This is a genomic window from Microbacterium sp. SORGH_AS_0454 (genome assembly GCF_031453395.1).
GTDB lineage: Bacteria > Actinomycetota > Actinomycetes > Actinomycetales > Microbacteriaceae > Microbacterium.
Map to the genome: position 1 here is coordinate 858952 of NZ_JAVIYS010000001.1, position 24134 is coordinate 883085.

Annotated in this window: 19 protein-coding genes; 8 read left to right on the top strand and 11 right to left on the bottom strand. The window is 70.0% G+C overall.

Annotated features, from left to right (window positions below; translation table 11 throughout):
• Window positions 1-28: 28 nt before the first annotated feature.
• The 4 genes from QE454_RS03990 to QE454_RS04005 form a co-directional block, all read right to left on the bottom strand.
• Window positions 29-304, bottom strand: a complete 276-nt coding sequence (locus QE454_RS03990) for a hypothetical protein (RefSeq protein WP_309668534.1) — start codon at window positions 302-304, stop codon at window positions 29-31.
• Complete coding sequence (locus tag QE454_RS03995; RefSeq protein ID WP_309668535.1) at window positions 216-1856, bottom strand: amidase family protein; 1641 nt, start codon at window positions 1854-1856, stop codon at window positions 216-218. The genes QE454_RS03990 and QE454_RS03995 overlap by 89 nt, the downstream gene beginning before the upstream one ends.
• A gap of 41 nt (window positions 1857-1897) precedes the next feature.
• On the bottom strand, window positions 1898-2260 hold the full coding sequence (locus QE454_RS04000; RefSeq protein ID WP_307457898.1) for an LPXTG cell wall anchor domain-containing protein: 363 nt from the start codon (window positions 2258-2260) through the stop codon (window positions 1898-1900).
• 150 nt (window positions 2261-2410) lie between these two features.
• On the bottom strand, window positions 2411-2644 hold the full coding sequence (locus QE454_RS04005) for a hypothetical protein (RefSeq protein ID WP_307457896.1): 234 nt from the start codon (window positions 2642-2644) through the stop codon (window positions 2411-2413).
• Window positions 2645-2873: 229 nt separating this feature from the next.
• Between QE454_RS04005 and QE454_RS04010 the strand changes: the two genes are divergently transcribed.
• Complete coding sequence (locus tag QE454_RS04010) at window positions 2874-4133, top strand: DUF2254 domain-containing protein (protein WP_210076907.1); 1260 nt, start codon at window positions 2874-2876, stop codon at window positions 4131-4133.
• A gap of 129 nt (window positions 4134-4262) precedes the next feature.
• Complete coding sequence (locus QE454_RS04015) at window positions 4263-4553, top strand: PLDc N-terminal domain-containing protein (RefSeq protein ID WP_210076906.1); 291 nt, start codon at window positions 4263-4265, stop codon at window positions 4551-4553.
• Between the two features lie 42 nt (window positions 4554-4595).
• Here the strand turns inward: QE454_RS04015 and QE454_RS04020 are convergent, their stop codons facing one another.
• Entirely contained in the window at window positions 4596-5495 is a 900-nt protein-coding gene (locus QE454_RS04020; protein WP_210076905.1) for an HAD family hydrolase, read from the bottom strand.
• Window positions 5492-6757 carry a serine--tRNA ligase gene (gene serS / locus QE454_RS04025; protein WP_307457887.1) on the bottom strand — a complete coding sequence of 422 codons (1266 nt, stop codon included), beginning with the start codon at window positions 6755-6757 and terminating at the stop codon, window positions 5492-5494. The genes QE454_RS04020 and serS overlap by 4 nt, the downstream gene beginning before the upstream one ends.
• A 176-nt stretch (window positions 6758-6933) precedes the next feature.
• Between serS and QE454_RS04030 the strand changes: the two genes are divergently transcribed.
• A complete protein-coding gene (locus tag QE454_RS04030; RefSeq protein ID WP_307457883.1) occupies window positions 6934-8223 on the top strand; it encodes a diacylglycerol kinase family protein in 1290 nt (429 codons plus the stop codon).
• 212 nt (window positions 8224-8435) lie between these two features.
• Window positions 8436-9806, top strand: coding sequence for a deoxyribodipyrimidine photo-lyase (locus tag QE454_RS04035; RefSeq protein ID WP_307457881.1), 1371 nt, complete (start codon window positions 8436-8438; stop codon window positions 9804-9806).
• 216 nt (window positions 9807-10022) lie between these two features.
• Here the strand turns inward: QE454_RS04035 and QE454_RS04040 are convergent, their stop codons facing one another.
• The gene (locus tag QE454_RS04040; RefSeq protein ID WP_307313387.1) at window positions 10023-10448 is read right to left on the bottom strand and encodes an Asp23/Gls24 family envelope stress response protein; all 426 of its coding nucleotides are present in this window, start codon (window positions 10446-10448) and stop codon (window positions 10023-10025) included.
• 202 nt (window positions 10449-10650) lie between these two features.
• Between QE454_RS04040 and QE454_RS04045 the strand changes: the two genes are divergently transcribed.
• Window positions 10651-11700 carry an LLM class flavin-dependent oxidoreductase gene (locus QE454_RS04045; RefSeq protein ID WP_307313388.1) on the top strand — a complete coding sequence of 350 codons (1050 nt, stop codon included), beginning with the start codon at window positions 10651-10653 and terminating at the stop codon, window positions 11698-11700.
• Window positions 11701-12262: 562 nt separating this feature from the next.
• Here the strand turns inward: QE454_RS04045 and pheA are convergent.
• Window positions 12263-13225: a prephenate dehydratase gene (gene pheA, locus QE454_RS04050; protein WP_210076900.1), complete on the bottom strand. Its 963-nt coding sequence runs from the start codon at window positions 13223-13225 to the stop codon at window positions 12263-12265.
• A 101-nt stretch (window positions 13226-13326) separates the two neighbouring features.
• On the opposite strand from pheA, the gene pgm reads away from it, so the two are divergent.
• On the top strand, window positions 13327-14973 hold the full coding sequence (pgm, locus tag QE454_RS04055) for a phosphoglucomutase (alpha-D-glucose-1,6-bisphosphate-dependent) (protein WP_307457879.1): 1647 nt from the start codon (window positions 13327-13329) through the stop codon (window positions 14971-14973).
• 787 nt (window positions 14974-15760) lie between these two features.
• Here the strand turns inward: pgm and QE454_RS04060 are convergent.
• The 3 genes from QE454_RS04060 to QE454_RS04070 all read right to left on the bottom strand — a co-directional run bounded on the left by QE454_RS04060 (window position 15761) and on the right by QE454_RS04070 (window position 22072).
• The gene (locus QE454_RS04060) at window positions 15761-16807 is read right to left on the bottom strand and encodes an NAD(P)-dependent alcohol dehydrogenase (protein WP_307457877.1); all 1047 of its coding nucleotides are present in this window, start codon (window positions 16805-16807) and stop codon (window positions 15761-15763) included.
• Between the two features lie 180 nt (window positions 16808-16987).
• Window positions 16988-20878: an RICIN domain-containing protein gene (locus QE454_RS04065; RefSeq protein ID WP_307457875.1), complete on the bottom strand. Its 3891-nt coding sequence runs from the start codon at window positions 20876-20878 to the stop codon at window positions 16988-16990.
• 147 nt (window positions 20879-21025) lie between these two features.
• Entirely contained in the window at window positions 21026-22072 is a 1047-nt protein-coding gene (locus QE454_RS04070) for a LacI family DNA-binding transcriptional regulator (protein ID WP_267788281.1), read from the bottom strand.
• Window positions 22073-22182: 110 nt separating this feature from the next.
• Here QE454_RS04070 and QE454_RS04075 point away from each other — a divergent pair, with 110 nt between their 5' ends.
• Together QE454_RS04075 and QE454_RS04080 are read left to right on the top strand one after the other, a co-directional pair.
• Window positions 22183-23106, top strand: coding sequence for a carbohydrate ABC transporter permease (locus QE454_RS04075; protein WP_115917144.1), 924 nt, complete (start codon window positions 22183-22185; stop codon window positions 23104-23106).
• The gene (locus tag QE454_RS04080) at window positions 23103-24038 is read left to right on the top strand and encodes a carbohydrate ABC transporter permease (protein ID WP_373458832.1); all 936 of its coding nucleotides are present in this window, start codon (window positions 23103-23105) and stop codon (window positions 24036-24038) included. The genes QE454_RS04075 and QE454_RS04080 overlap by 4 nt, the downstream gene beginning before the upstream one ends.
• Window positions 24039-24134: the final 96 nt, after the last annotated feature.

The window sequence follows — 24134 nt, forward strand, 5'->3', positions numbered from 1 at the left end:
AACGTGCACCCGGGGCCGCCGACCGAGCTCAGCCGAGCGGGCCGTACAGAGCCGGCGTCGTCCGGGCGTGGGTCGCCTGCTCGAAGCCGTAGGCGAAGCCGAGCAGCGGTCCCTCGGAGAAGTCGCGACCGAGGAACTCCAGGTTCACTCCACCGGCGGTTCCGCCACTTGTCAGGGCCTGTCCCATCGGCACCGTCACCGCCGGCAAGCCCGTATTAGGGCTGAAGCGCATGTTGGCGGTCGAGACGACGGTGTAGGCGTTCGCGCTGGGATAGATGATGGCATCCAGCTTCTGCTCGTTCATGAAATCGGTCATGATCTGCTTGCCCTTGGCGAGCTGCAGGGTGTGCGACCCCTGCGGACCCGCCCAGGCCTGGTAGGTCGACTCCGTCACGGCTGCGCGTTGACCGTAGGGGTTGCTCGCGCGAGTCGGAACGATGTTCGGTGACTGCGAGATCGCGAGCAGGCTCCGCGCGCTCACCGAGGGGTTGAGGTACGCGTTGATGTAGTTCTGCAGGTCGTGGTTGAACTCCGGACCACTGCCGCTGCCCCTCACCCACGATGGCATCGAACCCGGTGGGTGGAGTCAGCTCGACGACGGTCGCCCCCTTTGCTTCCAGCGCGTCTACCGCCTTCTCGAACGCCGCAACGGTCGATGTGTTCGTGCCCACCAGTCGGGGGAAGTACCCGAACTTCTTGCCATTCAGCGACCCGCTGTCGAGGTACGACGTGTAGGTCTCCGGCACCTTGCCGGCCTGCCGCGCGGTGACGGGGTCACCCGCGTCTTCGCCGACGACCGCGTCGAGGGCGATCGCGGCATCCTGGACCGAACGGGCGATCGGACCACCGGTGTCCTGCGAGAGCGCGAGGGGCACGATGCCGTCGCGGCTGGCGAGGCCGACGGTCGGACGCACGCCCACGAGCTGGTTGTACGTCGAGGGGATGCGGATCGACCCACCCGTGTCGGTGCCGAAGCCGATGCCGGCGAGGTTGGCCGCGATGGCCGCTCCCGTTCCTCCGCTCGAGCCGCCCGAGGTCTGCGTGGTGTCGTAGGGGCTCGAGACGGTCAGCGCCGTTCCGTTGGGCTGGAAGGCCGACCACTGCGACGACAGGTTGATGGCGAACTCGTCCATCGAGGCCTTGGCGACGATGACCGCCCCGTCGGCGCGGAGGCCCTTGACCATCGTGGCGTCGGTCGAGGTCTGGTTGCCGTTCCAGCAGCCGCAGCCGGCGGTGGTGGGCATGTCGACGGTGTTGTAGTTGTCCTTCAGGGCGACGGGGATGCCGAGGAGCATTCCGGTCATGCCCTTCTCGGCCCGGATCGCGTCGGCGGCCGCGGCAGCCTTCAGCGCGACCTCGCTCGTCGTGATGATCGAGTTGAGCGGGCGCACACCGGCGGGACGAACGGCCTTGTCGTACGCCGCGATGCGGTCGAGGTACTGCTGGGTGAGCGACACCGACGTGATGACACCGGCGTTCATCGCCGCCTGCATCGCCACCGCGTCGGCCTCGACGATCTCGAACGGGCCGTCGTCGTAGATGATGCGCTCCGAGAGAAGAGCGAGGTCGGATGCCGTCACGGCACCGTCGTCGTCGAGGTCGAAGCGCGCGGCATCCGTCCATCCGGCACCGCCCGAGGTCGCCCCCAGGTGCGGGGCGAGGGCCTCGAGGTCGGCCGTGGTCACCTGCTCATCGCCGGTGACGTCGAGCTCGGTGTAATACGGCGCCTGGAAGGGAGCCTCGACGGGAGCGGGAGCGGGAGCGGCGAGGGCAGCGGCCGGAGCGACGACGGCCCCGGCGACGACGACGCCGAGCGAGGCGGACACGGCCAGAACACGGCGGGCCAGGGGGGTCATGACGGATCCTTCACGAGAGGGGACGGACGAGCGGAACGCGGTCATTCGCGCACCGCCTGACGACGGCGGAGCACGATCAGCGCGCCTCCGGCGACGAGGGCGACACCGAGGGCGCCGGAGATCAACCACGGGGTCGCATCGATTCCTGTCGTCGCGAGGTCACCCGGGCCCTGGGCCGCGGGCGCCGGGGTGGCCGTGGCCGATGCGGAGGCCGAGGGAGACGACGGCTGCGACACCGAGGGCTGCGGCACGGGAGCGGGCACTGCCGCGATGACGACGGTTCCGGATGCCACGGCGGTCGCCGTCACCACCTCTCCGGTCGACGACACCAGACGCACCGACGACAGCTGGACGAGGGCGGACCCCGCCGCGAGAGAACGGAGAGGGACGGATGCCAGGACCACATCGCTCGCCCCCGAGAGTCCCGGAGAGGACCCGAGGCGCGTGTGCGAGACGGTGAGGGTGCCGGGTCCGGTGACTTGCGAGGTGAATCCGCCGGCGGGACCGGTGGGCGCGTCGGCGCCGGGCTCGACGAGCGCGGGGTCGTAGGTGAGCTACAGGTCGTACGAGTACAGGTCGCTCACCGCCGCCCCCGTGATGGTGGCCACGAACGACTCGCCCTCGGTGACGCTCGTCGGGCTCAGCGCGAGCGAGAGCGTCGCGGCGGGAGGCGCGGCGTGAGCCGCGGGCGCGGCAGCCAGAGGCCCGAAGAGGGCCAGGGCCGCCACGAGGACGACGCCGAGACGGCGTGACGCTCTCGGGCGTGGGACGGGGCTGTGTGAAGACATGGGGGGCAGGCTCCTCGGGTGATGGAACGAGCACGATCGCGGGCCGCGCGGGCCTGTCGGCATCCGGAGATCGTGAGGGGTGCCCCGACTCTGACAGGGCAGCATGTCGGACAAGTTGCCGCATATTTCCATCGCATATCCATAGGCGCATCAAACGGCGTTCTCAGGTGCGTAAAGGGTCTCGTCCAGCCCCCGCGTTCGAGAGGACGCGCCGGATAGCGTCGTCGTCATGGCGATGACGACCCGCGGCCCGCTGGCATCCTTCTTCCTCCGACTCGGAAGGCAGGTGTGGGTGCGCGCGGCGCTCTTCACGGTCATCGGCGTCGTCGTGGCCCTGGCCGCGGGTCTTCTCGGACCGCTCCTGCCGTTCCAGTTCGGTCTGGAGCTGGGCCAGGATGCCGTGGGCTCGCTGCTGCAGATCATCGCCACGGCGATGCTCACGGTGAGCACCTTCTCGGTGACGGCGATGGTCACGGCGTTCTCTTCGGCGACGACGACGGCGACCCCGCGCTCGACGCCCCTGCTGATCGCCGATACGACGTCGCAGAACGCCGTGTCGACCTTCGTCGGCGCCTTCACGTTCTCGCTCGTCGGGATCGTCGCCCTGTCGACGGGCTACTACCACCCGCAAGGGCGGGCGATCCTCTTCGTCAGCACACTGGTCGTCATCGGGATCGTCGTCTTCACCCTGCTGAGATGGATCTCGCACCTGTCGACCTTCGGGCGGATGGCCGACGTCATCGACCGCGTGGAGAAAGCCGCCACGGCCTCCCTCGAGTGGCACGTGGAACGGCCGACGCTGGGGGCTCGCACCTCGATCGCGCCGCCCTCGGGAGCCGTCGCCGTGCATGCCACTGAGGTGGGCTACGTCACTCATGTCGACGTCGCAGGACTCGACCGCGTCGCCCGCCAGCACGATCTCGAAGTGCACGTGCACGCCACACCCGGACGCATCGCCGACGCCCGCGTGCCCGTCGCCCTCGTCGCCGGCCGAGTCGACGACGCCGTCGAAGCGGCGGTGCGCCGGGCGTTCCGCATCGAGCACCACCGGACGTACGAACAGGACCCGCGGTTCGGGGTCATCGCCCTCACCGAGATCGGCAGCCGCGCGCTCTCGGCCGCGACCAATGATCCCGGAACGGCGATCGAGGTGATCGCCGCCCTGCAGCGAGTGTTCTCGCGAGCGTTCGCCGTCGAGATCGATCCGTCCGTCGCGTTCGAGCGGGTGTTCGTCCCCGCGCCACACCTCACGGACCTCGTCGACGACGCCTTCCGCCCTCTGGCGCGCGATGGAGCGGCCGACGTCGAGGTACAGGTGCGCCTGCAGAAGTGTCTCGCCTCGCTCGCGGCATCCGCTCCGGACCGGGCCGAGGTCTTCCGGGATGCCGCCCGCGCGGCCCTCGCGCGCAGTCGGAGGGCGTTGGACCGCTCCGACGCGCGCACCCTCCGTGCCGCCGCGCGAGAGGCGTGGGGCTCGCGCGGCGTCTGAGTGTCGCATACGCCGCAGTTATGGACTTGCTGCGCACGCGCGCGCAGAGATTGAACCCTCCCCGCGACCGGCGTAGACCGGGAACATCACCCCACGACCCGCCGGGCCGTTCGAGTTGAGGAGGTCATCATGGTCGTCACCACACTGTCCGCGCAGATCGTTCTCGCCGTCTTCGCGCTGGTCTACGCGGCATCCATCCTTGCCGCGATCGTCGTCATCCGTGACCCGCAGGCGTCCGTCGGCCTCAGAGCCGCCTGGGCGACCGCGCTGCTGCTGCTGCCCCCGATCGGTCTCGTCGCGTGGGAGGCGGCTCGCGTCGTCGACCACCGGGCGGCGAGCCGCCCCGCGACCGTCGTGGACCGCACCGCGTACCTCGCCGACCGCGCCGCGCACGTCGCGAGCGGCTCCGCGCGGGTCTGACCCCGCGGGGGGCCGGTCGGCGCACCGCCGGGCGTCGACCGATCAGAGAGCGCGCAGGATCGCGGCGACGCCGCCCTCGGTGACCGAGAGGCCCACCTCGCCGGCTGCGGCGTGCACCTCGGGCGGACCCTGGTGCATCGCGACCGCGCGGCCGCCGTTGCGGATCGCCCACTGCATCATCTCGATGTCGTTGCGGCCATCGCCCATCACCAGCACGCTTTCGGGCGCGATGCCGAGCCAGCCGCGCACGAGTTCGAGGGCGGTCGACTTGTCCACGCCCTGCGGGGCGATGTCGAGCCACGCGGTCCACCCGATCGCGTACGACACCTGGCTGAGGCCGATGCGCTCGACGAGCTCGAGAAAATCCTGGTCGGTCTGCTCGGGCGCCACCACGACCACTCGGCAGACCGGCTGAAGCGAGAGCTCGTCGAACGACACCTTGTTCGCGCCCTGGAGGTTCCAGTCGTCGAGGTAGTCGGTGAACAGTCGCGAGCCGTCGGGCAGTTCGACGAGGAAGTGCGCATCGGGCAGGTGCTCGCCGAGAAGTGTCAGCACCTCTGTGGGGTCGAACGTCTCGACGTGAGCACGCTCGTACACGGCGGCGTCGGCGTCTCCGACCCGGCGCATCACGATCGCACCGTTCGAGCAGACCGCATACTCGGGACGGATGCCGAGGCGATCCATGATGGGGCGGGTGCTGTCCCAGCTGCGACCGGTGGCGAGCATGACCTCGTGGCCGGCAGCCTGAGCTCCGGCCGCCGCCTCGACGACCCCGGGGCTCAGGGTGTCGTCTTCGAGCAGGACCGTGCCGTCGATGTCGAGGGCGATCAGCATGCGCCCCGCGGGCGCCTCGTCGGCCAGATCGGCGACCAGGTCGGCCGCCTCCTGCTTCGGCGCGCTCTCGACGACACCGGTATCGGGCAGGGCGGCCTCGTCGGTCACGCGATCGGCTCCATGACCTCGAGACCGCCGAGGTACGGTCGCAGCACCTCGGGCACCGTCACCGACCCGTCGGCGCGCTGGTGCGTCTCGAGCAGGGCCACGATCCAGCGGGTCGTGGCCAGGGTGCCGTTCAGGGTGGCGACCGGCTGCGTCTTGCCGCCGTCCGGGCGGAAACGCGTGTCGAGGCGACGGGCCTGATAAGTCGTGCAGTTCGAGGTGCTGGTGAGCTCGCGGTAGGCGCCCTGCGTGGGCACCCACGCCTCGATGTCGAATTTGCGCGCGGCGCTCGAGCCGAGGTCGCCGGCGGCGACGTCGATCAGCCGGTAGGCGAGACCGAGGTCCTGCAGCATCGCCTCTTGCAGGGCGACGAGGCGCTCGTGCTCGGTCTCGGCGTCGGCCGGGTCGGTGTAGACGAACATCTCGAGCTTGTTGAACTGGTGCACGCGGATGATGCCGCGGGTGTCCTTGCCGTACGAGCCCGCCTCGCTGCGGTAGCAGGTGGACCACCCGGCGTAGCGTTTGGCGCCGCGCTCCAGATCGAGGATCTCGTCCATGTGGTACCCGGCGAGGGGAACCTCGCTCGTTCCCACGAGGTAAAGGTCCTCTTTGTCGAGGTGGTACACCTCGTCGGCGTGCTGGCCGAGGAACCCGGTGCCGCGCATGACCTCGGGACGCACGAGCGTCGGAGGGATCATCGGGGTGAAACCGGCCTGCAACGCCCGGTCGAGAGCGAGGGTCATGAGCGCGAGCTCGAGACGCGCGCCGATCCCCGTAAGGAAGTAGAAGCGGCTGCCCGAGACCTTCGTGCCGCGCTCCATGTCGATCGCGCCGAGCTTCTCGCCGAGGGCGAGGTGGTCGAGCGGCTCGAAGTCGAAGGCGGGGATCTCGCCGTGGGTGCGGAGCGTGACGAAGTTCTCTTCGCCTCCGGAGGGCACTCCCTCGAGAACGATGTTCTCGATCTTGCCGAGGGCGTCGTCGGCGGCGGCCTCGGCCTCGCCGACGGCGTGCTGGGCGGCCTTGACGCGCTCGCTGAGCTCCTTCGCCTCGGCCACGAGCGCGGCCTTCTCGTCTTTGGGCGCTTGGGCGACGCGTTTGCCGTGCGCGTTCTGCGCGGCACGCAGCTCTTCGAACGCGGTGATGGCGGCGCGGCGGTCGCGGTCGGCGGCGAGGGCCTCGTCCACCGAATCCGGCGACTCCCCGCGGGCGATCTGGGAGCGCTTCACGAGCTCGGGATCTTCACGCAGCAGAGTCAGGTCGATCACGCGTCCATCCTATGGTCGCCGCCGGGGCGGATCCTGCGTCGTCCCGACCACGTGCTGCGGGTGCCGCAGCGCGTGACGACAGGCTCATCTCTGCGGCACATGGGTCTTCGGCATCCCTCCGTCAAGCCCGCCCGGCCGGGGGTGGCGGGACCGAGCACGCACCTATGGTGGATGCCATGGCCGCCCCTGACGAGCCGCGTGACGACGCGGACGCTCCCGAAACAGTCTCCGCCGATGCCCCCGCCGAGGTGAAGGCGGATGCCGCCGCGGCCGAGGGCTCCGACGACCACTTCCACGCCGCGCGCCTGGGCGACGACGTCGGCGACCGTCCACGCAAAGACGCCCCCCACCCGAAGGACGCGGCCGAACCGGACGACGTCATCCGCCAGCCCGAGGACGTCGCCCCCGACACCTCGGAAGAGACGCCGGGCAAGACCCAGCGCGTCGACGCCGAGGGCGACGAGGCACCCATGGATGCCGAGCCGACCCAGAAGAAGCGCGCCGCCCTCGTCTACAACCCCACCAAGGTCGAGCCCGAGACGCTGCGCGCGCGCGTCGCCGAGCTCGCGGTCGCCGCCGACTGGGCCGAGCCCCTGTTCTACGAGACGACGGTCGACGACCTCGGCGACGACGCGACCCGTGCTGCTCTCGACGAGAAGGTGGACGCCGTGCTCGTGGCCGGCGGCGACGGCACGGTGCGCGCGGTGGCCGAGGCTCTGACCTCGACGGGCGTCCCGCTCACGATCATCCCGAGCGGCACGGGGAACCTGCTCGCCCGCAACCTCAACCTCCCACTGACCGACACCGACGCGATGATCCGTGCGACGTTCGAGGGCGACATCCTCTCCATCGACACCGGCATCGCCCGCATCCGACGCGTCGACGGCGAGGTCGAAGAGCACGGGTTCTCGGTCATGGCCGGCATCGGCCTGGACGCCGCGATGATCCAGAACACGCGTGACGATCTGAAGAAGCAGGTCGGCTGGGTCGCTTATGTCGACGGAGCGGCGCGCTCGCTCGTCTCGGCGAAGCCCTTCCGCGTCATGTACCAGCTGGACGGACACCGCTTGCACTCGGCGAAAGTGCAGAGCGTGCTCTTCGCGAACTGCGGGGCCCTGCAGGGTGGCGTGGCGCTCATCCCCGATGCCTCCGTCGCAGACGGCCGACTCGACGTGGCGGTCCTCCAGCCGAGCGGTGTGCTGGGCTGGCTGGGCGTGTGGCGCAGCATCGTGTGGGACAACTCGGTGCTGCGCAAATTCCGCGCCGGCCGCCGCGTGCTCGAGCGTCGCAAGGACACCTCGGTGCGCTACCTCCGTGGCACCGGCATCGAACTGGCCACGGCCCCCGCGCAGCCGATCGAGCTGGACGGCGACGAGTTCGGTGAGGCGACGCGCATCTACACCCGCATCATCGCGGGCGGGCTCGTGGTCGCGCTGCCGAAGGGCCACGCCACCTCGACGCTCTGACCGGGCGGGGTTCGCGCCAGATCACGTGATCTGGCCGAACGCACGCGCCACGGCGCGTGGCGTCGGCGAGGTCACGTGATTTGGCCGGTTCAGCCGCGCGTCGGGGCGCGAGATCACGTGATCTCGTTGGTCCAGCCGAGCGGCGGGCGGCGCGATCGCACGGCGGGTGTCAAGCCCGAAGAGCCGGATGCCGCGATCGATAGCGTCGGGGAATGGCTTCGCCCTCGATCGTATGGTTCCGTGACGACCTGCGCCTGACCGACAACCCGGCGCTCCGCGCGGCCCTCGACCGCGACGAACCGATCATCGCGCTCTACGTGCTGGACGAGGAGTCCGATGGCGTTCGCGCTATCGGCGGGGCGGCGCGGTGGTGGTTGCACGGGTCGCTGACGTCGCTCGGCGAGCGCCTCGCGGAACGCGGGAGCATCCTCGTGCTTCGCCGGGGCAAGGCATCCGAGGTCCTCCCGGCCGTGGTCGAAGAGGTCGGAGCCGGCGCGGTGTTCTGGAACCGGCGCTATGGCGGGGTCGAGCGCGAGATCGATGCGGGCATCAAAGAGAGGCTCCGCGACGGCGGGGTCACCGTCGCCTCGTTCGCCGCCAACCTGCTGTACGAACCGTGGACGGTGCGTACGCAGTCGGACAAGCCCTATGGCGTCTACAGCCCGTTCGCCCGGGCGGTACAGAAGCTCGCGGCCCCGCGTCCGCCGATGCCCGAGGCACGCAAGGTGCCCGGGGTGTCGGCATCCGTCGACTCCGACGAGCTGTCGTCATGGGGCCTGCTGCCGTCGAAGCCCGACTGGGCCGGAGGTCTGCGCGAGACCTGGGAGCCCGGGGAACCGGCGGCGAAGGCGCGTCTCAAGGAGTTCCTCGACGACGACCTCGGCGACTACTCGAAGTATCGCGACGAGTTCGCGGGCGGCGCTACCTCGAACCTGTCCCCGCGCCTGCGCTGGGGCGAGCTCAGCCCGTACCAGGTGTGGCACGAGACCCTCGAGCACAAGGGATCGGGTGAGCATGCGAAAAGCGCGGGCGGCTTCCTGTCCGAGCTGGTGTGGCGGGAGTTCGCCTGGCACGTCACGTTCCACTCGCCCGACATCGCGACGGCGAACTGGCGTCGCAACTTCGATGCCTTCCCCTGGCCGAAGCTGAACCGCTCCCACCTCGAGACCTGGCAGCAGGGCAAGACGGGGGTGGCCGTGGTCGATGCCGGGATGCGCCAGCTCTGGCACACCGGCGTCATGCACAATCGCGTGCGCATGGTCACGGCATCCTTCCTCATCAAGAACCTGCTGATCGACTGGCGTCACGGCGAGCAGTGGTTCTGGGACTGCCTGGTCGACGCGGATGCCGCGAGCAACCCCTTCAACTGGCAGTGGGTCGCGGGAAGCGGAGCGGATGCCGCCCCGTACTTCCGCGTGTTCAACCCCGAGACGCAGCGCAAGAAGTTCGACGCGCACGATCAGTACGTGCGCGAGTGGGCACCCGAATACCTGGACGAGAACCCGCCGGAGCCGATGGTCGACCTCGGCGAAACGCGCAAACGCGCGCTCGACGCGTACGCCCAGGTGCGGCACGGGAGCTGACGCCCGGAGTCTCGTCTGGCCGGGCGCCGTTCCACGCGGCTCGCCACCGATGAGTGCCCGTGCGCCGACCGAGATCGAGTCGATCCGTGCCAGGTGAACCCCCCGCTCACCAGCCGAGGCAGACGCGGCACCGGTTTTCACGGATTGCCAGGGAACCGGCATCCGGGGACGCGAAAGGGGCGCCGCCTCTCGGCGACACCCCTTTCGGAACGACTGTCAGTTGACGCGCTGCTCGTCGGCCTGGTCCTCGTCGTCGTCGCCCGGGATGAAGACGTCGACCACGGTCACGTTGATCTCGGCGACCTTCATACCCACGAGCTCGGTGATGGCCTGGTGGACGGCCGCGCGCACGTCCGATGCCACGCGCTGCAGCTGCTCGGGGTAGTCGACCTGGATCGAAATGTCGGCGGCGACCTCGGTCTCGCCGACCTCGACGCTCACGCCCTGGGCGTGGTCTTTGGCGCCGACCGCCTGGCGGATGTTGCCGATGACGCGAGCGGCACCGCCGCCGAGGGCGTGGACGCCGGGAACCTGGGCCGCGGCGATGCCGGCGACCTTGGCGACGACGGCATCGACGATGACGGTCGAGCCGCCGTCCTTGTGGGCGGGGGTAGTCGTGGCGGTGGTGGTGTTCTCGGCCATGTTCGCTTCCTTCCGTCGTTCCGGGACCGTGTGTCCCGCGATGTCATAGATGAGACGCGGCGGGCCGCGCATTCGTCACGCCTTTTTTCTGGGAGACAGCTGAAGATGGATGCCCTCCCCCGGCCTTCATGACACGGCGCCTCTGCGCGGCTCGGCACTGACAGGGAGGAATATCGGATGCCGTCGCCGCGTTGCCGTGAAGGTGAACGACGCGATCCCCTCCCTCTCCGTTCTCGACCTCGTACCCGTGCGGCACGGGCAGACCAGTGCCCAAGCGGTGAGTGCGGCCCTCGACCTCGTCGAGCGCGCCGACCGTCTCGGCTACCGCCGGTACTGGTTCGCCGAGCACCACAACATGCCCTCCGTGGCATCGACCACTCCCCCGGTGCTGATCGCCGCGGCAGCCGCGCGCACCTCGCGCATCCGCGTCGGCTCGGGCGGCGTGATGCTGCCCAACCACTCGCCCCTCATCGTCGCGGAGCAGTTCGCCGCCCTCGAGGCCCTGGCCCCGGGCCGCATCGATCTCGGCATCGGCCGCGCCCCCGGCAGCGACCCCGTCATCACTCAGCTGCTGAACCGCTCGGGTACCACGAGCGACGTCTCGCGCTTCCCCGACCACGTCACCGACATCATGGCGCTCACCTCCCCCGAGGGCGCCACCGTTCGTTTCACCTCGGGCACCGAGTATCAGGTGAAGGCCACGCCCGCGGCATCCGGAATGCCCCAGGTCTGGCTGCTCGGGTCGAGCGACTACTCCGCGCAGCTCGCGGCGAGCTTCGGTCTGCCGTACGTGTTCGCCAACCACTTCGCGGGCGAGGGCCTCGAACACGCTCTGCGGCTCTACCGCGACCAGTTCGTGCCGAACGAGTCGGGTGAGGGCCCCCGCACCTTCGTCACCGCGAACGTCGTCGCCGCTCCCACCTCGGAGGAGGCCGAGGAGCGCGCGATCCCGCAGCTGCGCATGATGGCACGCCTGCGCACCAATCGCCCCCTCACGCCGCTCGAGACGATCGAGGCCGCCAAGGCCGACCCGTTCGACGCGATGACCGAGTCGATCATGGCCTCGACCCGGCAGAAGTGGTTCGTCGGCACGGGTGACGACGTGCGCTCGCAGCTCAGCGCCTTCGCCGCACAGCACGGGGTCGACGAGATCATGGTGTCGCCCGTGGCGGGCGCGTACGAGGGCGAGACGTCCGAGGGCCGCGCGCAGACGCTCGAGCTGATCGCGGCTCCCGCGACCGTCGCGGCCTGACCCGCGGCGGGACGAGCCGTCCGGCGGAGGTCGTTGACGACACCCCGAGTCACGGCATCCGGAAACGGCATGTCGAGAACGACATCCGCACGACGGCCCGGGGCGGCGGCCCGGCGGCGGCGTCCCGGCGGCGACTGCAGAACCGGCGTGGGCCCCGGCGGGACGAGCCGTCCGGCGGAAATCATCGACGACACCCCGAGTCACGGCATCCGGCAACGGCATGTCGAGAACGACATCCGCACGACGGCCCGCGGGCGACGGCCCGGCGGCGGCCGCAGAACCGGCGCGGGCGTCGGCGGGACGGGCCGTCCGGCGGAAATCATCGACGACACCCCGAGTCACGGCATCCGGCAACGGAGTGTCCAACAACAAGTCCGCACGACGGCCCGCGGGCGACGGCCCGGGGCGGCGTCCCGGCGGCGGCGTCAAAACCGGCGCGGGCCCCGGCGGGACGGGCCGTCCAGCGGAGGTCGCCGACGACACCCCGAGTCACGGCATCCGGAAACGGCATGTCGAACACGACATCCGCACGACCGCCCGCCGGCGGCGCCCGAACCGGCGGTCAGGCCTCGGGCTCGCCGCTCAGCAGGCCGCGCAGCCAGTCGCGCGCCTCGACGAACACGTCGTCGCTGTAGCGCTGCGGGTAGCGGACGATCGCCCGGTCGGCGCGGGCGTACGACCCGAGGAAGATCACCTTGGGGCTGAAACGGCGAAGACCCAGCAGCGCATCGGCCATGCGCTCGTCGAGCACGTGTCCATCGGCGTCGATCACGAAGCGGTAGCGGCCGAGGGCGTCGCCGATGGGGCGGGATGCCAACAGGCTCAGGTTGATCCCGCGCGTGGCGAACTGCTCGAGCAGTTCGAGCAGGGCACCCGGGTGGTCCTCGGGCAGCTCGACGATCAGCGACGTCTTGTCGGCGCCCGTGGGAGGCGCGGGGGCGACGGTGCGGCTCACGAGCACGAAGCGCGTCACCGCGTTCGGGTTGTCGCCGATGCTCTCGGCGAGCACCGTCACGTCGTGGTGGGCGACGATTCCGGGAGCGGCGATGGCCGCGTCGGCGGCGCTCGTGCCGTCGAGGACGCCGAGGGCGCTCGCGACGTTGCTCTCGGCCGGCAGGTGCGCGTGCGCGGGCACGTTCTCGCTCAGCCACTTGAGGCACTGCGCGTAGGCCACGGGATGCGCGGCGATCAGCGATACGTCGTCGAGAGTCGTTCCGGGGCGTGCGACGAGCACGAAGTTCACCGGCACGAGGTACTCGCCCACGATGCGCAGTCCGGGCACGGTGGCCAGGGCATCTTGCGCGGTGGAGACGCCGCCGTCGACGGAGTTCTCGATCGCGATCATCGCGGCATCCGAACGGCCCTCGACCACATCGGCGAGCGCTTCGCCGACGTTACGGACGGGCCGCCAGATCTGGTCGCGAGCCTCGGGAACCTGGGCGAGGGCGGCCTCGGTGAAGGTCCCGGCCGGCCCCAGGTAGCTGTAGGTACGTCGGGCGGGCGCGGAGTCTGTGTCGGGCAGCACCGGCTCAGCCTAGCCGCGTCACGCAGGCCACTCACCGACGGATTCGCTCGGAATGCGTCACGACGTGTGCGCATGTCGGATGCAGCGGGCAGACTGGACGTATGAGCAGTCGCGCAGGGCAGCCCGCAGAGGCATCCGATCTCATCGACATCGACGAACTGATCGCGGCGTACTACGACCGCAAGCCGGATGCCGCGGTGCCCGAGCAGCGAGTCGCCTTCGGCACCAGCGGTCACCGCGGGTCGTCGCTGAGCACGAGCTTCAACGAAGACCACATCCTCGCCACGACCCAGGCGATCGTCGACTACCGCGCCGCACAGGGCATCACCGGCCCGCTCTTCCTCGGCCGCGACACCCACGGGCTGTCGCTGCCCGCCGAACGCAGCGCCATCGAGGTGCTGGTCGCCAACGGCGTCGACGTGCGCGTCGACTCGCGCGATGCCTGGGTGCCGACGCCGGCTCTCAGCCACGCGATCCTCACGTACAACCGTGACCTGGCCGCCGACGACCCGGGCCGTTCCGACGGCATCGTCGTCACGCCCTCGCACAACCCGCCCCGCGACGGCGGCTTCAAGTACAACCCGCCGCACGGCGGCCCCGCCGACACCGACGCCACCGGCTGGATCGCCGACCGCGCGAACGAGCTCATCGCCGCGGGCCTCGAGGGCGTGAAGCGCACGCGTCACGCCGACATCGATCTCGACGGCTTGGGCCAGTACGACTTCCGGGACGCGTATGTGCGCGATCTGGCATCCATCATCGACGTCGATGCCATCAAGAACGCCGGGGTCCGTATCGGCGCCGACCCGCTGGGCGGCGCGTCAGTGGAGTACTGGGCACTCATCGCCGAGGTGTACGGACTCGACCTGACCGTGGTGAACCCCGAGGTCGACCCGACCTGGAAGTTCATGACCCTCGACTGGGACGAGAAGATCCGCATGGATCCCTCGTCTCCCTCGGCCATGGCGTCGCTGGTCGCCGCGCGCGACGAGTACGACATCCTCACGGGCAACGATGCCGATGCCGACCGCCACGGAATCGTCACCCCCGACGCGGGGCTCATGAACCCCAACCACTACCTCGCCGTCGCGATCGACTACCTGTTCTCGCACCGCCCGAACTGGCCGGCCGACGCCGCCGTGGGCAAGACGCTCGTGTCGTCGATGATCATCGACCGCGTCGCCGCCTCACTCGGCAAGACGCTGCTCGAGGTCCCGGTGGGCTTCAAGTGGTTCGTGCCCGGTCTGCTCGACGGTTCCGTCGCGTTCGGCGGCGAGGAATCGGCCGGAGCGTCGTTCCTGCGCAAGGACGGAACCGTCTGGACCACCGATAAGGACGGCATCCTGCTCTGCCTGCTGGCCGCCGAGATCCTCGCCGTCACCGGCAAGACTCCCTCGCAGCGCTACGCGGAGCTCGAGAGCGAGTTCGGCGCCTCGGCGTACCAGCGCGTCGACGCCCCCGCCTCGCCCGCGCAGAAGTCGGCTCTGTCGAAGCTGTCTCCGGATGCCGTGACCGCCACCGAGCTCGCGGGTGAGCCGATCACCGCGAAGCTCTCGCACGCGCCCGGCAACGGCGCGGCGATCGGCGGGCTCAAGGTGCAGACCGAATCGGCGTGGTTCGCCGCCCGCCCCTCGGGCACCGAAGACGTCTACAAGCTGTACGCCGAGTCGCTCCGCGGCGAGGAGCACCTGCGCGCGGTGCAGGAAGAGGCGCGGGCCGTCGTCTCGGCGGCACTCGGCCAGGCCTGAGTCGTTCGCAGCCGGAAGCGGCGTCGCCCCGACGGGTGGCGCCGCTTTCGCGTGTGGCGGGCCGCCGGGCGGGCCGCCGGGCGGAGTCGGTGGCGCCGTCGGGCGGAGCCGGTGGGGCCGTCGGGCGGAGTCGGTAGGTACCGTCGGGCGGAGCCGGTGGTGCCGTCGGGCGGAGTCGGCGGGGAAACGCCGGGATGCCGAGGCGCGTAGCCGGCGTGTCCGGCACGCACTCCGCACGACGGCACGTGCGGTGCCCGCCAGCGAACTGCGCCGTCGGGCGGAGCCGGAGTGAAAACGCCGGGATGCCGAAGCACGTAGCCGGCGTGTCCCACACGCACTCCGCACCACGGTACGCGCGGTGCCCGCCACCGGACTGCGCCGTCGGGCGGAGTCAGCCGGTACCGTCGGGCGGAGCCGGAGGGAAAACGCCGGGATGCCGAAGCTCGTAGCCGGCGTGTCCCACACGCACTCCGCACGACGGTACGCGCGGTGCCCGCCAGCGAACTGCGCCGTCCGGCCGAGCCGGTAGGTACCGTCGGGCGGATTCGGTAGGTACCGTCGGGCGGAGCCGGTCGGTACCTTCGGGCGGAGCCGGAGGGAAAACGCCGGGATGGCGGAGCACGTAGCCGGCGTGTCCGGCACGCACTCCGCACGACGGTACGCGCGCGCGGGCCGAACCGGGGCGACGAGACGACGAGCCGACGAGCCCAGGCGGAACGCCGGGAACGCCGCGGCCCCGACGCTCTCGAGAACGTCGGGGCCGTGGCATCTGGGGCCGAAGCCGGGGTCAGGCGGGCGCGAAGGTCTTCGCGTCGATGACGAAGCGGTAGCGCACGTCGCTGTTCAGCACGCGCTCGTAGGCCTCGTTGATCTGGTCGGCCGAGATGAGCTCGGTCTCGGGCGCGATGCCGTTCTCGGCGCAGAAGTCGAGCATCTCCTGGGTCTCGCGGATGCCGCCGATCGACGAACCGGCGAACGAACGGCGGTTGGTGAACAGGGTGAAGACCTGGATGGGCAGCGGCTCGGGCGGGGCGCCGACGTTGACCATCGTGCCGTTGAGGGCGAGAAGGCCCAGGTACTGCTTGAGGTCGAGCGGGGCGCTGACGGTGTTGATGATGAGGTCGAAGTTCTTCTTGAGCTTGTCGAAGGTCTCTTCGTCCTTCGTCGCGTAGTAGTGGTCGGCGCCCATCTTCAGGCCGTCGTCCTTCTTGCTGAGCGTCTGCGAGAGCACGGTGACCTCGGCGCCCATGGCGTGGGCGATCTTGACGGCCATGTGACCGAGACCGCCGAGACCGACGACGGCGACCTTCTTGCCGGGGCCCGCGTTCCAGTGGTTCAGGGGCGAGTAGGTCGTGATGCCGGCGCACAGCAGCGGGGCGGCCTTGTCGTAGGGGATCGACTCGGGAACGCGCAACACGAAGTGCTCGTCGACGACGATCTTCTCGCTGTAGCCGCCCTGGGTGATCGTGCCGTCGACGTCCTTGGCCCCGTAGGTGCCGATGTTGCCCTTCTCGCAGTACTGCTCCTCGCCCGCGAGGCAGTTCTCGCATTCGCGGCACGAGTTGACCATGCAGCCGACGCCGACGCGGTCGCCGACCTTGTGGCTGGTGACCTCGGAACCGACCTCGGCGACCGTGCCGACGATCTCGTGGCCCACGGTCAGCGGGTAGGGGACGTCGCCCCACTCGCCGCGGATGGTGTGGATGTCGGAGTGGCAGATGCCGGCGTAGGCGATGTCGATCAGGACGTCCTTCGGGCCGACGTCACGGCGCTCGATGGTCGTGGGCTCGAGGGGCGAGGTCGCGGACGACGCCGCGTAGGCATTGACGTGCATGGTTCTCCTCAGGAGGGTCGATGCGGATGCATCCATCCTCCCCCGGGTCGGGGCCGCACGGCTCGGGGTTGCACGGATGTGCGCGAAGGGGAAGGGATGCCGGCACCCCGGCCCCTCGGCGACGCCGAAGGCCGTGCCGGTCGCGGGGAGGCGACCGACACGGCCTTCGGTTTCAGAGAGTCACACGCGAGAGCGGCGACGCCTCAGCACGACCGCCCCGGCTCCGAGCAGGAGCAGGACGAGCGCGCCGATGCCCAGGACGAGCACGCCCTCGGTGTTCTGGCCGGTGGTGGCCAGGTCGCGCCCGTTCGCCGCAGAGCCCGCTCCGGTGTTCGCGGAGCCCGCCGGCGAGCCGTTGCCGGCTCCGGCACCCGGTCCGGTGGAGCCGGTACCGGCGCCCGGGGTTCCCGATCCGCCGTCCGTTCCGCCGCCCGTCCCCGGGTCGGACACCGCCGCTGTGGGGACGACCGCCGCCGATCGAGCGGTGCCGACCGCGAAGCCGGCCGCCGTCGCGGTCGCCTCGACGGTGATCTGACGCCCCTCGTCGGCCGCCGTCAGCGCGTAGCTGTCGCCGGTGGCGCCGTCGATGGCGACGCCGTCGCGCATCCACGAGTACGCCGCGGCCGCCTCGGCCGGATCGGTCACGACCGTCGCCCGCAGGGTGGAGCCCACGCGGGGCTCGCCCGTCACCGTGACGCTGGTGACGCCGACGGTCCGGTTCACGGTGACCGAGTAGGTGCGCGAGGTGCCGTCGGGGGCCGTGACCTGCACGGTTCCGACGCCGCCGGTCGCGGCGAGCGCCGCCACCCGTGCCGTGTCGGCCGACTCGGACGCGCCGGGCTGGGTGACGACGACGCTCGCGTCCTCGTCGACGGCCAGGGCGTGCAGGGTCGGCCATGCCGCCCCCGTGGACGAGACGGTGTAGTCGAGCACGTCAGGGGCGAACCCCTCGACCGCCGTGTCACCGACGGTGAGGCGGGCGAGATCGGCGATGCCCGCGGGAGCCGGGGCCGCCGCGAAGATCTCGACCTCGGAGACGATCATGTGCGTCTGCGAACGGGCGTTCATGACCACGCGGACCTCGTCGGCAGCGCCGGCGACCGGCACATCGACCTTCGGCGCACCGCTCGAGGGGGTGGGCACGGTCATCAGCTCGCCCTGGATCCAGTCCCCGCCGCTCACGCGACGGTCGACGCGCATGGTCGCCGGCCAGCTCATCGTGTTGCCGTCGCGGTAGAACTGCACGGCGACGTGCGTGAGGGTTTCGCGCTGCTTCAGCGCGTAGCTCAGCGTGTCCTGCTCGTTCTTCGTGCCCGAGCGCCAGTTCGACCAGCCCTTGTCGGTCGAACTGCCGTTGATGGTGTTCGCAACGCCGTACTGAGAGCTCTCGGTGAAGGTCGCCGACGGCTGGCTCTGCGGGGCGACGTTGCGCTCCGACGCCGCGGTGACGATCACCGTCAGGCGCGCGTCGAGCTTCTCGCCGCTGGGCCCGGTGGCGACACCCGTCACCCCGACGACCCCCGTCTGAGCGAAGGAGGCGTCGGTGAGTCCGTCCCAGCTCCACTGGACCGGCACCCAGAAGCCCGAGCCCGAGGGGCTCAGCTCCGCCTGCACGCTGCCGTCGGCCTGGCTCCGCACCACATCGAGCGCACTGCCGGCGGGAACGGTGACGGATGCCGGCCGGGTGGCGGTGTAGGGGCCCACCTCGACCGTGGCCGTGGCCTCGAAGGCGTTACCGAACAGGTCGGTGCCGGTCCCTCGCACCTGGACCGTTCCGACGCGCGAGAAGTCCACCCCATCGAGCTGCCAGCTCACCGCGGCGCTGCGAAGGGTCCGACCGGCGTAACGGAGGTCGACGGTGCTCGGGAGCGTCGGGCTCACGCCCACGGCGGTCGCCACCGTCACCGGCTCCGCCCCGACGACCGAGGTCCCGGCGATGCGCCACTGCTGGTTGCCGCCGCCGTTCGAGGTCCACAGTCCGACGGACGCGCCGGGGGTGGTGCTCGCTCCGTTGACGTCGAGGACGCGCTCGGCTGCGACGTTCAGTATCGAGTAGTACGTGCCGTCGGTCGTCGACGCCATCCACTGCAGAGTGGGGTTCGATGCGGCCGTGGCCGGATCGGCATCCACCAGGGCGGTACTGGTGCCGCTCGAGGCGAGGAACTTCCCCGTCCCGTTCTGCAGGGTGAACCGGTGTCGGTTGGTGCCCTCGCCGTCGATCGTGCGAACCGTCCACGACTGGGCGCGGGCGGCGTCGGTCGTGGTGGCGGGGGTCCGTACGGCGAGCGTAGAGCCGCCGTCGAGGGCGAGTCCGCTCTGCAGGCCCGAGAGCTGCACCGTCTGGCCGTCTCGGAACGCGGCGGCGTCGGGAGAGACCCCCGAGACGCCGTCGATCTCGAACGTCACGACCGACTTGGCGGGGATGGTGAGGGTCGCGGTCCGAGTCGCCGCGTCGACGGCGACCGGCTGACCCTTCTTCAGCGCGTTGACCGACGGCGCGTCGGCCGTCGACTGCGTCGTGACGATCGGGGTCACGGTCGCACCGGGGGCGACGGTGCCGAAGTCACGCAGGTCGATCTGCACGGTGCGCTCGGTCGCCTCGGCGTTGACGTGGACGATCGACGCGCCCTGACCGTCGGCGTCGATCGCGGCGGTCGACTGCGCGTTGTCGGTGGCCATGAGGTGGTCGCCGGGGGCGATGTAGTGCGTGAAGTTGCGCACGGTGTTGAACTTCTCGTTCGTCAGCACCTTGCAGGAGGGGTCGGCGTCGCCGTCCTTGAGGCGACGCTCGGACTGCCCCTGCGCGTTGCAGTCGAAGTCGATGAAGACGCTGCCCCAGTTGAGCTTCTCGACCTTCTCCATGTTGTAGAGGTCTTCGACGGGCTGCCAGAACACCCAGGCGTCGGGCTCGAGCTCGCGCAGGTCGCCCACGATGTGCTGGGCCATGCCGAGACCGTTCTCGATGTCGTCGGTGACGAAGCCCTTGTCCTGGGCGGTCCAGTTGCCCTCGACCTCGCTCATCCACAGCGGCTTGTCCGCGGCCTTGGCGATGTCGCGCACGACCTGTCGACCGTCGGTGCCGTAGGTGTGCACGTTCAGCTGGTCGACCTGGCTCTTGGACTGCGCCGACCAGGTGTTCCAGTTGGTCGCGAAGATCCCGGGGTTGGTCTCGTCCATCGCCGAGATGACGGCGTCGGTGGTGGTGCCCGACTGCCCGAGGCGGGCCGCGAGGGCCTTGACCATGGCATCCTGCGCCTGAGGCCCGATGTGGGCGCCCTCCTGGCGCCCACCGGTCGGCCAGGTCGCGCCGTCGGGGATCTGGGTCTGCCAGTAGTTCGTGTTCGGCTCGTTGAACGGGTCGATCGTGTCGAACGTGATGCCGTGGGCCTTTTCGAGCTCGTCCACGACGTTCACGAGGTAGCCGGCGAACTTGTCCATGTCGGCGGTGGCGAGCTGCTCGCTCGTGGCGTTGTTGATGCCGCCCGAGGCGTATCCGCTCTGCGTGAGGAAGTACGGCGGGGAGTTGCTGAAGGCCTCCCAGTGGGTGATCTTGCCTTTGAGGGCGTCGAGCCACCACCGCTGGGCGGAGTCCTTGGTGAAGTCGTAGGCGGCGGGGTCGTCGGGGTTCCAGGCCGCCTTGTAGCGCTCGCGATCGGCGTAGTTCGACGTGATCGCCCCCTCGGCATCGGTCGCCTTCAGGTCGGGGTTCCAGAAACCGGGAACCGCGCCGCCGGGGCGGAGGTACGACGGAACGTCGGAGGCGTTGCCGCCGCCGATGTTGTAGCGCGCGATGTTGAGGTTCAGCCCGTCGTCACCGAAGACGGCGTCGAAGAGCTTCTGGCGGACGTCGGCCGGGTAGTTGCCGGTGGCGTTGGCGAACCACACCAGGCTCGTGCCCCATCCTTCGAACGGCTTCTCGGAGGCCGTGGCGGGGTTGGGGGTGATGCGCACGGGGGTGGCGGCGGCCGCCTCTGCGGGCGGGGGCGCCGCGGCGGCCGTGGCTGTGATCGCGCCGGCGGCCAGTGCCACCGCACAGGTCATCGACAGCAGTCGAGCTGACTTCATCGTCATTCCGATCCGGCCGCAGCGGTGCGACCTCAGGTGGGGATGTTGACGTCAACATGTTGACGTCAACACCGAGCCTAAGGGAGCGCTATGGATCACCGCAACGGGTGCGCGGAATGTGTCGCCCGGCGCGGTCGCACCCGATCGCGCGAGTCAGGGGCGCGGGCCGGAACTGGCGCGAACCACCAGCGACGTGGGCACGAGGGTGCGGGTGTGCTCGCCCGCGTCGCCCTCGATATCGGCGATGAGGGCGCTCATCGCCTCTTCGCCGACGCGTTCGAAACGCTGGCGCACGGTCGTCAGGGGCGGCCAGAAGTTCGCCGATTCCGGCATGTCGTCGAAGCCGACCACGCTGACCTCGCGCGGCACGTCGCGTCCCGCTTCGTGCAGCGCGCGGATGACGCCGAGCGCCATCTGATCGTTCGCGGCGAAGACGGCGGTGACGGCCGGATCCTCCGCGAGCTCCCGCCCGATCCGATGCCCCGACTCGGCCGTCCAGTCGCCGATCTGCACCTCGGGCACCCGGCATCCGCGGTCCTCGAGGGCCGAGCGCCACGCGTCGCGGCGGCGTTCCGCGGCGAACGACTCGGGCGGTCCCGACACGTGCCACACGCTCTCATGCCCCAGATCGAGCAGGTGCTCGGTGGCCAGGCGCGCGCCCTGGGCCTGATCGTTGTCGACGACGGCGTAGGGGTAGTCGGCGCTCGAATCCACGACGACGACCGGCAGCCCCGTCGGCAACGAGAGCTCGTTCTCGCCGAGCCGATGGGTCTCGATCAAGATCACGATTCCGTCGACCGCGTGCTCGTGCAGACGCAGGAACGCCCCCGACACATCGGACTGGGACGCCGACTGCACGGTGATGAGGGTGATGGAGTATCCGGATGCCGCGGCCATCGACGCCAACGCGTCGAGGGTGCGCGTGTTGCCGTACGAGCTCAGCGAGAACATGATCACGCCGATGCTGCGGAAGCGCCCCGAACGCAGCGCGCGGGCGGCGCTGTTCGGGCGGTACCCCAGGGTCGACATCGCATCGAGCACGCGCTGGCGCGTCTCGGGGTCGACGTTGGTGCGACCATTGGCGACGCGCGAGACGGTCTGACCCGAGACCCCCGCGGCTGCCGCCACGTCGGCCATCGACACCTCGCGCCGCCGCTCGCGTGTCGGGATCGCGGTCGACGTCGTCGTCGTCTCGCTCATGCACGCTCCCTCGGAATGTTGACGTTGACACACTAGCGGTGCCGAGTTATGTTTACGTCAACATCTCGGCCACCCGACCGAAATGCGCACCAACGAAGAGGCACTGGACGATGACGACCACCGCGGCACCCCCGCCCGCCCTGCGCACCCCCCGGCGCAAGCGGCGCACCCGAATCGATGACCGCGGCTGGCTGTTCGTCCTCCCGTTCGCCCTGGTCTTCGCGCTCGTCTTTCTCGCGCCGCTGGCGTACTCGGTGTACCTCAGCCTGTTCCGCGATCAGCTGATCGGCGGCAACGCCTTCGTCGGCCTCGACAACTACGTCGCCGCGTTCGGCGACGCGAAGTTCTGGGACGGCTTCGGACGCGTCCTGCTCTTCCTCGTGGTGCAGGTGCCGATCATGCTGCTGCTCGCGCTCGGTGCGGCCCTCGCCATCGACAGCGCGCGCCTCCACGCCGCCGGCTTCTACCGCATGGTGATCTTCCTGCCCTACGCGGTGCCCGCCGTCGTGGCCGTGCTCATGTGGGGCTACATCTACGGCGACCAGTTCGGTCTGACCCGCAACCTGAACGACCTCCTCGGCGGACAGGTCGTGCAGCCGTTCCTGCCGGAGTGGATGCTGCTGTCGATCGGCAACATCGTCACCTGGCAGTTCGTCGGCTACAACATGCTCATCTTCTACTCCTCGTTGAAGACCATTCCGAACGAGCTGTACGAAGCGGCATCCATCGACGGAGCGGGTGCGTGGCGCACGATCTTCTCGATCAAGATCCCCGCCGTCCGCGGCGCCGTGGTGATCGCGACGATCTTCTCGATCATCGGCAGCTTCCAGCTCTTCAACGAGCCGAACATCCTCAAGCCCCTGGCACCCAACGTGATCTCGACGTTCTTCACGCCGAACATGTACGCCTACAACCTCTCGTTCGCCGGCCAGCAGTACAACTACGCGGCCACGATCGCCATCATCATGGGCGTCATCACCGCCGTCATCGCTTACGTCGTGCAGCTGCGCGGCTCCCGTCAGGAGGCGCGATGACCACCGCGACCGCACCCCGTACCGACACCGTGGCCGTGACCACTTCCCGCCAGGGCACGCGCCGCCGCTTCGCGCGCAGCTCCCCCACGCACAGCAAGAAGTCCGTGGTCCTCAGCATCGTCATGGCGCTGTACCTGCTGTACACGCTCGTGCCCCTGGCGTGGCTGCTCATCAACTCCACCAAGACCCAGCCCGAGCTCTTCTCGACGTTCGGCCTGTGGTTCGGCAGCGACTTCGCCCTCGGCGACAACATCGTGCAGACCCTGACCTACCGCGACGGCATCTTCCTGCGCTGGCTCGGCAACACGCTGCTCTACGTCGTCGTCGGCGCAGGTGGCGCGACCCTGCTCGCCACCCTCGCGGGCTACGGCCTGGCGAAGTACAACTTCCGCGGCCGCAAGGCGGTCTTCGCCGTCGTCCTGGGGGCGATCGCCGTTCCGGGTACCGCTCTGGCGGTGCCGACGTTCCTGCTGTTCAGCCAGCTGGGCATCACGAACACCCCGTGGGCCATCATCATCCCCTCGCTCATCAGCCCCTTCGGTCTCTACCTGATCTGGGTCTATGCGACGGATGCCATCCCCACCGAGCTGCTCGAAGCCGCCCGCATGGACGGGGCGGGCGAGTTCCGCACCTTCTTCACCATCTCGATCCGCCTGCTCACCCCGGGAATCGTCACGGTGCTGCTGTTCGCGGTCGTGGCGACGTGGAACAACTACTTCCTCCCGCTGATCATGCTGAGCGACCCCGCCTGGTACCCCCTCACGGTCGGCCTCAACCAGTGGAACGCGCAGGCGACCGGCGTCGCCGCGCAGCCCATCTACAACCTCGTGATCACCGGATCGCTGCTCTCGATCATCCCGATCGTCGCGGCCTTCCTGCTGCTCCAGCGCTTCTGGCAGTCGGGCCTGACCGCCGGCAGCGTCAAGGAGTGATCACCCCCAGCTCCCCCTAACCGGGGTATCCCCCCGGATGACCCGCAACACCACACCACCGGAGCGTCCTGCCCCGGAACACACAACACCCCCGGG